The 12,268-nt window shown below is 58.0% G+C and carries 12 protein-coding genes; 3 read left to right on the top strand and 9 right to left on the bottom strand.

The window, feature by feature from the left end; genetic code table 11:
• Nucleotides 1-3: 3 nt before the first annotated feature.
• Nucleotides 4-1,002, bottom strand: a complete 999-nt coding sequence (nagZ, locus tag CKW23_RS01300) for a beta-N-acetylhexosaminidase (RefSeq protein WP_176767546.1) — start codon at nt 1,000-1,002, stop codon at nt 4-6.
• 101 nt (nt 1,003-1,103) lie between these two features.
• The gene (gene psrA, locus CKW23_RS01295; RefSeq protein ID WP_025260735.1) at nt 1,104-1,820 is read right to left on the bottom strand and encodes a transcriptional regulator PsrA; all 717 of its coding nucleotides are present in this window, start codon (nt 1,818-1,820) and stop codon (nt 1,104-1,106) included.
• Between the two features lie 216 nt (nt 1,821-2,036).
• Between psrA and lexA the strand changes: the two genes are divergently transcribed.
• On the top strand, nt 2,037-2,645 hold the full coding sequence (lexA, locus tag CKW23_RS01285; protein WP_025260736.1) for a transcriptional repressor LexA: 609 nt from the start codon (nt 2,037-2,039) through the stop codon (nt 2,643-2,645).
• A 9-nt stretch (nt 2,646-2,654) separates the two neighbouring features.
• The gene (sulA, locus tag CKW23_RS01280) at nt 2,655-3,125 is read left to right on the top strand and encodes an SOS-induced cell division inhibitor SulA (RefSeq protein WP_025260737.1); all 471 of its coding nucleotides are present in this window, start codon (nt 2,655-2,657) and stop codon (nt 3,123-3,125) included.
• A 15-nt stretch (nt 3,126-3,140) separates the two neighbouring features.
• On the opposite strand, the gene CKW23_RS01275 is transcribed toward sulA, so the two are convergent.
• From CKW23_RS01275 to CKW23_RS01240, 7 genes are all read right to left on the bottom strand, one after another.
• Entirely contained in the window at nt 3,141-3,374 is a 234-nt protein-coding gene (locus tag CKW23_RS01275; RefSeq protein WP_025260738.1) for a hypothetical protein, read from the bottom strand.
• Nucleotides 3,375-3,437: 63 nt separating this feature from the next.
• Nucleotides 3,438-3,959: a DUF6586 family protein gene (locus CKW23_RS01270; RefSeq protein ID WP_025260739.1), complete on the bottom strand. Its 522-nt coding sequence runs from the start codon at nt 3,957-3,959 to the stop codon at nt 3,438-3,440.
• 125 nt (nt 3,960-4,084) lie between these two features.
• Nucleotides 4,085-6,697, bottom strand: a complete 2,613-nt coding sequence (gene topA / locus CKW23_RS01265) for a type I DNA topoisomerase (protein ID WP_025260740.1) — start codon at nt 6,695-6,697, stop codon at nt 4,085-4,087.
• A 113-nt stretch (nt 6,698-6,810) separates the two neighbouring features.
• The gene (locus CKW23_RS01260; protein WP_025260741.1) at nt 6,811-7,047 is read right to left on the bottom strand and encodes a DUF1653 domain-containing protein; all 237 of its coding nucleotides are present in this window, start codon (nt 7,045-7,047) and stop codon (nt 6,811-6,813) included.
• A gap of 131 nt (nt 7,048-7,178) precedes the next feature.
• Nucleotides 7,179-8,354, bottom strand: a complete 1,176-nt coding sequence (gene fadA, locus CKW23_RS01255; RefSeq protein ID WP_025260742.1) for an acetyl-CoA C-acyltransferase FadA — start codon at nt 8,352-8,354, stop codon at nt 7,179-7,181.
• A 22-nt stretch (nt 8,355-8,376) separates the two neighbouring features.
• Nucleotides 8,377-10,524: a fatty acid oxidation complex subunit alpha FadB gene (gene fadB / locus CKW23_RS01250; RefSeq protein WP_025260743.1), complete on the bottom strand. Its 2,148-nt coding sequence runs from the start codon at nt 10,522-10,524 to the stop codon at nt 8,377-8,379.
• A gap of 571 nt (nt 10,525-11,095) precedes the next feature.
• Entirely contained in the window at nt 11,096-11,533 is a 438-nt protein-coding gene (locus tag CKW23_RS01240; RefSeq protein ID WP_025260744.1) for a hypothetical protein, read from the bottom strand.
• A 254-nt stretch (nt 11,534-11,787) separates the two neighbouring features.
• Between CKW23_RS01240 and CKW23_RS01235 the strand changes: the two genes are divergently transcribed.
• Nucleotides 11,788-12,228, top strand: coding sequence for a universal stress protein (locus tag CKW23_RS01235; RefSeq protein ID WP_025260745.1), 441 nt, complete (start codon nt 11,788-11,790; stop codon nt 12,226-12,228).
• Nucleotides 12,229-12,268: the final 40 nt, after the last annotated feature.

Below are 12,268 nucleotides of genomic sequence, written 5' to 3'. Positions count from 1 at the left end.
TCCTTAATCGATCAATTGGGCATTGCGCAGCGCCTGAAGCGCCGTCAGCCAGCGCGGATGCTGGCGATAATCCGTCGAAGCATGAGCCTGGCCACGCATGCGGGCGGTACGCGCAGAAGGCTTGACCTTCAGACGTTGCGCAGCGCTCAGGGCCAGCTCGGCGGCAGCACGGTCATTGCAGACCAGGCCCATGTCACAACCGGCCGTCAGCGCAGCCTCGATGCGACTGGCCGCATCGCCCACCACATGAGCACCTGCCATGGACAGGTCATCACTGAAGATGACACCGTCAAATTGCAGTTCGCCGCGCAGGATCTCCTGCAACCAGCGACGGGAGAACCCGGCAGGCTGCGAATCGACCTGCGGATAGATGACATGGGCAGGCATCACCGCCGCCAGTTGTTTACTCAGACGTGCAAAAGGCACGAGATCCTTGCTGCGAATCTCGTCCAGGCTGCGCTCGTCATTGGGGATTGCCACATGGGAATCGGCTTCCGCCCAGCCATGACCCGGAAAGTGCTTGCCGGTGGCCGCCATGCCGGCAGCCTGCATACCACGGATAAAAGCACCGGCCAGCAAGGCCGCGCGCTCGGGATCGCCCTCGAAGGAACGGGTTCCCACCACAGCGCTACGCTGGAAATCGAGGTCCAGTACCGGGGCGAAACTCAGGTCCAGGCCAACAGCCAGCACTTCGGTCGCCATCAGCCAGCCGCAATGCTCGGCCAATGATTCGGCATCTGGCTTGTCGGCAATGGCACGCATCGCAGGCAAACGCACGAAACCCTGTCGCAGACGCTGGACCCTGCCGCCTTCCTGATCCACGGCCAGCAGCAAGTCAGGGCGAATGGCACGAATGGCCGCGCTCAACTCGCGTACTTGCCGCGGGTGCTCGATGTTACGGGCAAAGATAATCAAACCGCCCACTTCGGGCTGACGCAGAAACTGACGGTCTTCGGCGGTCAACCAGGTACCGGCGACATCGACCATCAGGGAGCCTTGCAGGCCTGAACTCATAGAAAAACCCTTAACACACCATTACCAATCAATCCGGGCATGGTGCTTGATCCTGGAGCCTCGCGCAATGCGAGCGCATCCAGGAATCGTCAGGCCTTGGCGGCGACGGGGGCGCTTGAGGAGCTTTTGGTGCGCGGCTTGAGCTGCGCTGCGATCATGGCGGCGTCTGTCACACCGGTTTCGGCACGCATGCCGGCTGCCAGGAATGGCACCATAAGGCGCATGACCTGCTCGATGGACGTGTTGACGCCGAAATCGGTCTCGGCGATGGCACGCAAGGCCTTGATACCGGACATACTGAAGGCTGCAGCACCCAGCATGAAGTGCACGCGCCAGAACAGCTCGATAGGTGGAATGCGCGGGGCAGCTTCGTTGACCAGGGTCATGTAGCGGCGGAACACCTTGCCGTACATGTCTTCCAGATAGCGACGCAAGTGACCTTGGCTCTGACTGAACGCAAGCCCCAGCAGGCGCATGAAGATCGACAGGTCATTGCCGCTGCGCGGCTGAACCACCAGCGCCTGCTCGACAAGCATCTCCAGCAACTCTTCAAGCGTTGGCTTTTGCTCGGGCCTGGCCTGACGACGCTCCAGCTCGCGTTCGAGACTGATGCAGAAAGGCCCCAGAAAACGCGAGAAAACCGCCTGGATCAATGCCTTCTTGGAACCGAAGTGATAGTTCACCGCAGCCAGATTGACCGACGCCTTGCTGGTTATCAGACGCAAGGAGGTTTCGGCAAAGCCTTTTTCTGCGAACAATTGCTCGGCAGCATCAAGAATGCGTTCAACGGTTTCCGACTGGGCCATGGCTCTCTGCCTAACAAACGAACGTTTGAAACATACGTATCAGCCGGGCCTCTTGTCAAGCGGGCTGTTCATAGAGTGGCCGAACAGTCACTTATCCGACCTCTTGCAGACAGACTGCAACCCGACCGTCGGGCGACGAAAATGAAAAGGACGATTGCCAACACGCCTTCACTGTATATAATCCCAGTCACTGTATAAAAAGACAGAGCGCCTGCCATGATCAAACTGACGCCACGCCAAGCCGAGATTCTGGGCTTCATCAAACGCTGCCTCGAAGACAATGGCTACCCGCCTACCCGCGCGGAAATCGCTCAGGAACTGGGCTTCAAATCCCCCAACGCGGCGGAAGAACACCTCAAGGCACTGGCCCGCAAGGGCGCCATCGAAATGACTCCGGGTGCGTCACGCGGCATCCGCATCCCCGGTTTCGAGGCAAAGCCTGACGAGAACAGCCTGCCGATCATTGGCCGCGTTGCCGCGGGTGCGCCGATCCTGGCCCAGCAGCATATCGAAGAGTCCTGCAACATCAACCCGACCTTCTTTCATCCAAGTGCCGACTACCTGCTTCGGGTCCACGGCATGAGCATGAAGGATATCGGCATACTCGATGGCGACCTCCTGGCCGTACACACCACCCGTGAGGCTCGCAACGGCCAGATCGTGGTTGCACGGATCGGCGACGAGGTCACGGTAAAACGCTTCAAACGTGAAGGCAGCAAGGTCTGGCTCATTGCTGAAAACCCCGAGTTCGCACCTATCGAGGTCGACCTCAAGGATCAGGAGCTGGTGATCGAAGGCCTGAGTGTCGGCGTCATTCGCCGCTAAGGAGACGTTATGCAGTTCCATCAAGCACCGCACACGCAATTACCACTGTTCGAGGCGTTCCTGGCCCAGCCACTCGCCCCGATGATTGCCGAAGATACCGAAAAGGCCTGGGGCAACGAGCCAGAAGCCTTCAGTGAACTGACATTGCGTGGCGCAGCCGGGAGCTGCCTGAGCCTTATGGCACCTATCCTTCGGGAACTGAGCCAGGACACCAACGACCGCTGGCTGACTCTGATTGCGCCACCCCCAAGCCTTACCCAGACATGGCTGAGGGATGCAGGCCTCAACAGAGAGCGAATACTGCTATTGCAACCTCGGGGGAATCAAAGCGCACTGGAGTTGACTCGCGAAGCGCTTAGACTGGGACGCAGCCATACGGTAGTCAGCTGGATCAATCCGCTGGGTTCCGCTGCTCGTCAGCAACTGGTGAAAGCGGCGCGGATCGGGGATGCGCAGAGTTTGAATATTCGACTGGGCTGATTGATTGCCCAGCCGTTAATGAAGGACCCGAGGCCCCGAGTCCTTCTCAAGCTCACCTTCAGCCAACCGTCCGGCCATCTGCACACCTACGCTCAGCATCGCCTTGGCAATCTCGACATGCTGACCTTGCATGAAAGACTTGGCATCTGCAGAGAAATCGAGGGTAACCAGCGCCCCTTCATCATCGGCGCGACGCAACTCTATGCGGCCGTCAGGTAGTTCGACAATTTCAAGAAAAGAGGTAGGCATCAGTACAAATACTCCGCGAAAGGCCAGCATTGTAACAGTCTGCCAGCCTGTAGATCATTGGTTTTAGCACTCGCTCAAGCCTTCACGAAAACGAATGGCCAGACCCTTTAGTTGTTGCCGCCAGCCTTCCAGTTCCTCACGAGTCAGCTCAAAGGCCGGTTTGTCGTCCAGATTTACCGCCACAATCATCGGCTGGGTGACATCTCCCTTGGGAGCTTTAGGAGCGCGAGGCGGTTCAAACAAGGCGTTGTAGGCCGACAGAAGCTGCGCCAGCCAGGTTTCCCTGTTGCGCGCCAACTCGACCAGTTCGGCCATTTCCGGGATTGCTACGGCGTCCAGCACTTCCTGGGTCAACAGCAGCTCGGCTCGTGGTGCATTGGCCTGAGGCAACCGGTAGAAACCGGCAATTTCATGACACAACCCCAGCAGCGCGCCATACAAATGAAACAGGACGGATTCACGCTCGGCCTGTAACAACGCCTGGGCATTGATGGCCTGACCTTTCTCGGCCTTGCCCAGCGCTTCAAGCGCAAGCCCGGCAAAGTAGATCTTCTGATTGGTGCGGGTATAGAGCTCATAGGCCATGGCGGCATTCTCCATAACGGTCAGATAAAAAGAGCATGGCCACAAGCGCCAAAGCTCCCGGCAGGGTCAAACCCGCCTGGAGCCTCCTGGGCAAACTGTGCCCGACCTGCGCCGGGCACACTTGATCAGCGCTTGTCTTCGACCTTCCAGACACCGCCATCATAGAAAGCACGCCAGCCGGTCGGCTTGCCTTCCACTTCGGTCTGGACATATTGCTCTTTGGTCTTGCGGCTGTAACGAATTACCGCCGGACGGCCATCGGGGTCTTTCTTCGGCGCTTCGCAGAGGAAGTGATACTTGGGATCGATTTCATCCTTGTGCGGCACGATCTCAATGACCAGCGGCGCACGGGTTTCACGATTCTTCGGGAACTGGCTTGCGGCCAGGAACAGACCGGAAGCACCGTCGCGCAGGATGTAGGTGTCATCGACCTTGTCGCACTTGAGCTCAGGCATCTTCACCGGGTCCATCTTCGGTGGCGCAGCCTCACCGCTCTTGAGCAGCTTGCGAGTGTTCTTGCATTCGGCATTGGTACAGCCGAAGAACTTGCCGAAACGGCCGGTCTTGAGCTGCATTTCGCTGCCACACTTATCGCACTCCAGGCTCGGACCTTCATAGCCCTTGATGCGATAGGTGCCCTCTTCGATCTCGTAACCCGAGCAGTCCGGGTTGTTGCCGCAGATATGCAGCTTGTGCTTCTCGTCCAGCAGATACGCATCCATGGCCGTGCTGCAGACCGGGCAACGGTGTTTGCCGCGCAATACGCGGGATTCGGATTCACCCTCGTCATCCTCGGCGATCTCGTCACCGGGAGTCAGGTTGACCGTCGCCTTGCAGCGCTCCTTGGGTGGCAGGCTGTAGCCCGAGCAGCCGAGGAAGACACCGGTCGACGCGGTGCGGATCTGCATCGGACGACCGCACACCTTGCACGGGATGTCGGTCATGACCGGCTGGTTGGCACGCATGCCGCTGTCAGGGGCTTCGGCCACTTCAAGCTTCTTGCGGAAGTCGCCGTAGAACTCGTCCAGCACGTTCTTCCAGTCGCGCTCGCCCTGGGCCACATCGTCGAGGTTCTCTTCCATGCCGGCCGTGAAGCCGTAGTCCATCAGGTTGGAAAAGCTCTCGGACAGACGACCGGTGACGATATCGCCCATTTTTTCCGAATAGAAACGACGATTGTGCAATGCAACGTAGCCACGATCCTGAATGGTCGAAATGATCGCCGCATAGGTCGAAGGACGACCGATGCCGCGCTTTTCCATTTCCTTGACCAGGCTGGCTTCTGAGTAGCGAGCTGGCGGCTTGGTGAAGTGCTGGCTCGGGTCCAGTGTCACCAGCTTCAGGGTTTCGCCCTGCGCCATGTCCGGCAGCACACCGTCATCGCCAGGCTTGGAGATCTGCGGCAATACACGGGTGTAACCGTCGAACTTCAGGATGCGGCCCTTGGCGCGCAGCTCGAAGTCACCGGCAGCAACGCTGACCGTGGTCGACAGGTACTGGGCCGGCGGCATCTGGCAGGCCACGAACTGGCGCCAGATCAACTCGTAAAGGCGCTCGGCATCACGCTCCATGCCCGACAGCTTGCTTGGATGGGTATTCACGTCGGACGGACGAATCGCTTCGTGAGCCTCTTGTGCGCCTTCCTTGCTGCTGTAGACATTCGGGGATTCCGGCAGGTACTTCTTGCCGAACTCTGTCTCGATGTAAGCGCGCGCCATGCTGACGGCATCGGCCGACAGGTTGGTGGAGTCGGTACGCATGTAAGTGATGTAGCCCGCTTCATACAAGCGCTGGGCCATCATCATGGTTTTCTTCACACCGAAGCCCAGGCGGTTACTGGCTGCCTGCTGCAAGGTGGACGTGATGAATGGCGCAGACGGCTTGCTGCTGGTCGGCTTGTCTTCGCGCTTGACGATGCTGTAGCTGGAGGCCTTGAGCTTCTCCAGCGCCGCCATGGCCTGTGCTTCGTTGAGCGGCTTGAAGGCCTCGCCGTTTTCCCTGGCGACTTCAAAGCGCACATTGGCGCCCTTGGCAGTACCCAGGTCGGCGTGGATTTCCCAGTACTCTTCAGGATTGAAGGCACGGATTTCGCGCTCGCGCTCCACCACCAGCTTCACGGCAACCGATTGCACACGACCGGCTGACAGGCCACGAGCGACCTTTTGCCAGAGCAGCGGCGACACCATGTAGCCCACGACGCGGTCGAGGAAGCGACGGGCCTGCTGGGCGTTCACACGGGCGATGTCCAGCTCGCCTGGCTTTGAAAAGGCTTCCTGGATGGCTTTCTTGGTGATTTCGTTGAACACCACGCGCTTGAAGCGGCTGTCATCCCCACCGATGGCTTCGCGCAGGTGCCAGGCAATGGCTTCCCCTTCGCGGTCCAAGTCCGTTGCGAGATAGATGGTGTCGGCATCCTTGGCCAGCTTGCGCAGCTCTTCGATCACCTTTTCCTTGCCGGGAAGGATTTCGTATTTGGCCTTCCAGCCGTGTTCGGGGTCGACGCCCATACGCGACACCAACTGGCGCCGGGCCTTTTCCTTGGGGCTCAGTGCGGGCGCTTCGCTCGCAGTTGCCTTGCCACGCTTGGCGGCAGGTTCCTTGGCAGCACTAGCCGAACCGCTGGTGGGCAGGTCTCGGATATGGCCGATACTCGACTTCACCACGTACTGGTTGCCCAAATACTTGTTGATGGTCTTGGCCTTAGCCGGGGATTCCACGATGACCAGCGATTTGCCCATGGATCAGAAAATTCCTGAAAACTAGATGAAAGACAGAGTGGAGCTTATAAAGGCCACGCTATATATAGTGGCTACAAGGTGAGGTCAAGCACAGGCTGTTGTACGGCCCCGACTCACGGACGGGTAAAAAGACTCGGCTCAACCTGAACCAAAGCAAAGCGCGGCACTTGCTCGCCGTCAACCTCGACGGACTCGAGGAACATGCTCAAAGGACGTACCCACATCCCGAAATCACCGTAAAGAGCTTGATAGAACACCACTTCTTCCTCGGTTTCGGAATGTCGCGCAACACTGAATACCCGGTACTCCGGGCCTTTGTAATGGCGATAGAGCCCTGGCTCTAATTGCATGCTGTTGCCCTCTTGAAACATGACTGAAACAACGGGTAAAAAAATGGCTTTTTCCAAAATACAAAAGCCGGGGACCAGGCCCCGGCTCGCATCAATTCAGGGTCCGTTGACGGCAACAGACCCTTTCAATCTCAGATGCGTTCAAAAACAGTGGCAATGCCCTGGCCCAGACCGATACACATGGTCGAGACGCCCAGCTTGCCGCCATTCTGCTTCATTACATTGAGCAAAGTACCCGAAATACGCGCACCGGAGCACCCAAATGGATGGCCCAGGGCGATAGCGCCGCCGTTCAGATTAACCTTCTCGTTCATCTTGTCGAGCACTTTCAGATCCTTGAGCACTGGCAGGGCCTGTGCGGCGAAGGCTTCGTTGAGCTCGAAGAAGTCGATATCGGCAATGCCAAGACCGGCACGCTTGAGGGCTTTCTGAGTCGCCGGTACCGGGCCGTAACCCATGATTGCCGGGTCTACACCCGCAACGGCCATGGAACGGATGACCGCCATCGGCTCGATACCCAGGTCCTTGGCACGCTGGGCAGACATGACGATCATGCAGGACGCACCGTCGGTAATCTGCGATGACGTACCCGCCGTTACAGTACCGCCCTTGGGATTGAATGCAGGCTTGAGCGCCGCGAGACTTTCCAGGGTGGTATCCGGACGGATGGTTTCGTCGTAGTCGAAAACCTTGAGAAAACCGTCTTCGTCATAACCCTGCATCGGGATGATCTCGTCCTTGAACTTGCCCTCCAGGGTCGCCTTGTGAGCGAGCTGGTGGGAGCGCAGGCCGAAAGCGTCCTGTTGCTCACGGGTAATGCCGTGCATCTTGCCAAGCATTTCGGCAGTCAGGCCCATCATCCCCGAAGCCTTGGCGGCATGCAGGGACATGTGCGGGTTCGGGTCGACGCCATGCATCATGCCGACATGGCCCATGTGCTCGACGCCACCGATCACGAACACATCACCGTTGCCGGTCATGATCGCCTGGGCCGCCGTGTGCAGCGCGCTCATGGACGAGCCGCAGAGGCGGCTCACGGTCTGGGCCGCAGAGGTGTGCGGGATCTGGGTCAGCAACGACGCCATGCGTGCGATGTTCCAGCCCTGCTCCAGGGTCTGGTTGACGCAGCCCCAGATGACATCTTCCACCTCGGCCGGGTCGATCTTCGCATTGCGCTCCAGCAACTTGCTGATCAGGTGCGCCGACATGTCTTCGGCACGGGTGTTGCGGTGCATGCCGCCCTTGGAGCGGCCCATCGGGGTGCGACCGAAGTCGACAATCACGACGTCTCTTGGATTCAAGCTCATACGTTCATTCCTCAGAAGGCGCTTAACCGAAGAAGCTCTGGCCTTTACTGGCCATTTCACGCAGCTTCGCGGTCGGTTGATACAAGGCACCCAGCTCGGCATATTGGTCAGCGAGGGCAACGAATTGGGCGACGCCGATGGAGTCGATGTAACGCAGCGCACCACCACGGAACGGAGGGAAACCGATGCCGTAGATCAGGCCCATGTCGGCTTCGGCAGCAGTCTCGACGATGCCGTCTTCCAGGCAGCGCACGGTTTCCATGCACAGCGGGATCATCATCCAGTTGATGATGTCTTCATCGGTCACTTCACGCTGCTCGTAGACGATCGGCTTGAGCACGTCCAGCACGGTAGGGTCGCTGACCTTTTTAGGCTTGCCCTTCTTGTCCGTCTCATAGGCATAGAAGCCTTTGCCGTTCTTCTGGCCAAGGCGCTTGGCCTCGTACAGCACGTCCACGGCAGAACGAGTATCGTCCTTCATGCGGTCCGGAAAGCCTTCGGCCATGACGTCACGACCATGGTGACCCGTGTCGATGCCGACCACGTCCATCAGGTACGCAGGCCCCATGGGCCAGCCGAACTTCTCCATGACCTTGTCGATGCGCACGAAATCCACACCGGCACTGACCAGCTTGGCGAAACCGCCGAAGTACGGGAACAGGACACGGTTGACCAGGAAGCCCGGGCAGTCGTTGACCACAATCGGGTTCTTGCCCATTTTCTTGGCGTAGGCAACGGTGGTTGCCACGGCTTCTTCGCTGGACTTCTCGCCACGAATGACTTCCACCAGCGGCATCATGTGCACCGGGTTGAAGAAGTGCATGCCGACGAAGTTTTCCGGACGCTTGAGGGCCTGGGCCAGCAAGGAGATGGAAATGGTCGATGTATTGGAGGCCAGGATAGTGTTTTCAGCCACATTGGCTTCGACTTCGGCCAGTACCGCCTGCTTGACCTTGGGGTTTTCGACTACCGCTTCGACCACCAGGTCGACGTTGCCGAAGTCGCCATAAGACAAGGTAGGACGAATCGCATTGAGTGCTTCAGCCATCTTGGCAGGTGTCAGACGACCTTTGTCGACACGGCCACCCAGCAGCTTGGAGGCTTCATTGAGGCCCAGTTGAATGGCTTCTTCGCGAATATCCTTCATCAGGATCGGCGTGCCTTTCACCGCCGACTGATAAGCGATACCGCCGCCCATGATCCCGGCACCCAGTACGGCAGCCTGTTTCACGTCCTTGGCCAGTGCATCGTATGCCTTGGCTTTCTTTTTCAGTTCCTGATCGTTCAGGAACAAGCCGATCAGACTCTGCGCCGCAGACGTCTTGGCCATTTTCACGAAACCGGCAGCTTCGACTTCCAACGCCTTGTCACGACCGAAGTTCGCGGCTTTCTGGATGGTCTTGATGGCTTCGACAGGTGCCGGATAATTCGGGCCGGCTTGACCTGCAACAAAACCTTTGGCGGTTTCAAATGCCATCATTTGCTCAATGGGATTGAGCTTGAGCTTGTCCAGCTTGGGCTGACGCTTGGCCTTGAAATCGAACTCGCCGCTGATGGCGCGTTTGATCAGATCCAAAGCAGCGGCCTGAAGTTTTTCAGGGATGACCACGGCATCGACAGCACCGACCTTGAGGGCGTCTTCGGCAGCGTTTTCCTTGCCGGAAGCGATCCACTCGATGGCGTTGTCGGCCCCGATGATGCGTGGCAGGCGGACAGTACCGCCGAAACCGGGATAAATGCCCAGCTTGACCTCGGGAAGACCGATCTTCGCCGTATTGGCAATGACGCGATAATCAGCCGCCAGACACATCTCCAGGCCACCGCCCAGTGCGATGCCATTGATGGCGACGACCGTAGGCACACTCAGGTCTTCAAAGTCGCTGAAGATCCTGTTGGCCTCGAGGTTACCGGCAATCAGTTCGCTTTCCGGCAACTTGAAGTTATCAACAAACTCAGTGATATCGGCACCGACAATGAATACGTCCTTGCCACTGGTGACAATCACGCCTTTGACAGAAGCGTCGGCCTTGAGGGCATCAACCACCTGACGCAGCTCGCTCAAGGTCAGGCGATTGAACTTGTTGACGGACTCACCCTTGAGGTCGAAATTCAATTCGACGATGCCACTTTCAAGAGCCTTAACCGTGATGGCTTTACCTTCGTAAATCATCAACTGATCTCCACAATAGGGAAGCTGAACAATACTCGCCGAACCTTGAGGTTCGACGAGACTACGACGTCGCCGTCGATGAACACGCCAAATCAAGCACACCCGCCGACGTGGTAGTCAGAGTTCTGTCAGAGCCGTCTGACGACCAAACGATCAATTCATACGCCCGTTTGATTTGGGTATGCACACCATCAGGCAAAACCCGAAAATTGTCAATTCGACGAAACATCAATAAAAACGGCGTATTGGCCAGATTGCAGCCTTGCCTTCACCCAAGACCCCAAGTTTGATTTGGCCCCATTCAAAAAAGTGATAATGCAAAGCTCGAAGCAAACCCCGACGCGACTTCTTGCACCGTTGAGGCTCGCAGATGAAAAATACTCGGGAAAAACGCGACAAAACGGAGCGTAAGGTCTAAAGTCTGGCCAGTGCCTGCAAAGCCGCTCATCGGCGCGCAGGACTCGGCGATCTACGGCATTGCACCGTAGCGCCACGAATTATCGGCCTGCCTGGCCAACCCCCAGCCCGATGTTGTTGTCGGGCTTTTTATTGCCCGCACATCGGATGGGCTTCAGGCCAGCGCCTTGAGCACCGCATCGATTTTCGGCAAGACCTGCGGCTCCCCCCTCTCGCCCCAGAACAAAGCAATCATCTGCGCATCGGCCTCGACCTTGAACACGTCCGCTGGCAACGTATTGAAATGATTTATCAGCCCCGCATCCTCACAAGGCTCGCGCCAGCGGTTGAGCCAGACGCCCGGCTCACTCTGCCAATAAGCCCAGCACGCCTTCTGCGAGCCCGAACGAGGCCGATGATATTGGGCGCAAGGGCTTGGAGGCTCCTTGGAGAGCCAGTGCGGCCATTCCTGGGGCGCAAGCTGCATGGCCATTCCCAGGCGCCGCGCCTCAAGGCGCAAAGCCATTCTGCCGCTCTGCTGACGCGAGGGACGCAGCCATACCAGCGGGCTCAACATCACACAAATGATTGACAGAACCACCAAGGTCGTCATATTTCTTGTCCCCGCCCGATCAGGCTCTGTACGAAAAGTGGCCGCAACTGGAAATATCCGGCATCGAAATGGATGCAAATGCGCGCCGATAAAAGGAGATCACCGAAAGAGTCGCAGAGCAGACAGCACCCTTGCTTGCCAGCTTTCGCAGCACTAAAAAATCAAAATAAACAATGGTTTGCAAAAGGGCCTGCCCACAAGCGTGCGAAGAAGCCATACTCACCCTTATCGCAATCCTCTCGGAGGACCTCCTTATGTCGTATCAACACATTCTGGTTGCCATTGACCTCACCGACGAGTGCGACCCAGTCATCCGTCGCGCTCGTGTATTGGCCCAGGCCAGCGATGCCACCCTGTCGATGGTGCACATCGTCGAACCCATGGCCATGGCCTTCGGGGGCGACGTTCCAATGGATCTGTCTCAGTTGCAACAGCAGCAATTCGATCAGGCCAAGGAAAAGCTGGAAAAACTGAAGGAAAAATACCCGGAGATCAAGGCAGGCGAAAGCCATCTGGTCTACGGTCAGCCACGCCAGGAAATCCATCAACTGGCCAAGAACCAGAAGTGCGACCTGATCGTTGTCGGCAGCCATGGTCGCCACGGCCTTGCCCTGCTGCTGGGCTCCACCGCCAATGACGTCCTGCATGGCGCACCTTGCGACGTACTGGCTGTACGCCTTAACAAACCTGAGTAAAGCGAAAAGCCCGGGCATCGCTCCCGGGCTTTTCAAAACA

This window comes from Pseudomonas sp. Irchel 3A18, from assembly GCF_900187465.1.
Classification (GTDB): Bacteria; Pseudomonadota; Gammaproteobacteria; order Pseudomonadales; family Pseudomonadaceae; genus Aquipseudomonas; species Aquipseudomonas cichorii.
Note: the sequence above shows the minus strand (reverse complement) of the source record. Positions and strands in the feature narration are given on the sequence as shown.

What these genes read in the sequence shown, in the direction of transcription:
- fadB (WP_025260743.1), bottom strand. Translation starts at nt 10,524, where the DNA reads ATGATTTACGAAGGTAAAGCCATCACGGTTAAGGCTCTTGAAAGTGGC.
- CKW23_RS01275 (WP_025260738.1), bottom strand. Translation starts at nt 3,374, where the DNA reads ATGCCTACCTCTTTTCTTGAAATTGTCGAACTACCTGACGGCCGCATA.
- CKW23_RS01270 (WP_025260739.1), bottom strand. Translation starts at nt 3,959, where the DNA reads ATGGCCTATGAGCTCTATACCCGCACCAATCAGAAGATCTACTTTGCC.
- topA (WP_025260740.1), bottom strand. Translation starts at nt 6,697, where the DNA reads ATGGGCAAATCGCTGGTCATCGTGGAATCCCCGGCTAAGGCCAAGACC.
- fadA (WP_025260742.1), bottom strand. Translation starts at nt 8,354, where the DNA reads ATGAGCTTGAATCCAAGAGACGTCGTGATTGTCGACTTCGGTCGCACC.
- psrA (WP_025260735.1), bottom strand. Translation starts at nt 1,820, where the DNA reads ATGGCCCAGTCGGAAACCGTTGAACGCATTCTTGATGCTGCCGAGCAA.
- lexA (WP_025260736.1), top strand. Translation starts at nt 2,037, where the DNA reads ATGATCAAACTGACGCCACGCCAAGCCGAGATTCTGGGCTTCATCAAA.
- CKW23_RS01240 (WP_025260744.1), bottom strand. Translation starts at nt 11,533, where the DNA reads ATGACGACCTTGGTGGTTCTGTCAATCATTTGTGTGATGTTGAGCCCG.
- sulA (WP_025260737.1), top strand. Translation starts at nt 2,655, where the DNA reads ATGCAGTTCCATCAAGCACCGCACACGCAATTACCACTGTTCGAGGCG.
- CKW23_RS01235 (WP_025260745.1), top strand. Translation starts at nt 11,788, where the DNA reads ATGTCGTATCAACACATTCTGGTTGCCATTGACCTCACCGACGAGTGC.
- CKW23_RS01260 (WP_025260741.1), bottom strand. Translation starts at nt 7,047, where the DNA reads ATGCAATTAGAGCCAGGGCTCTATCGCCATTACAAAGGCCCGGAGTAC.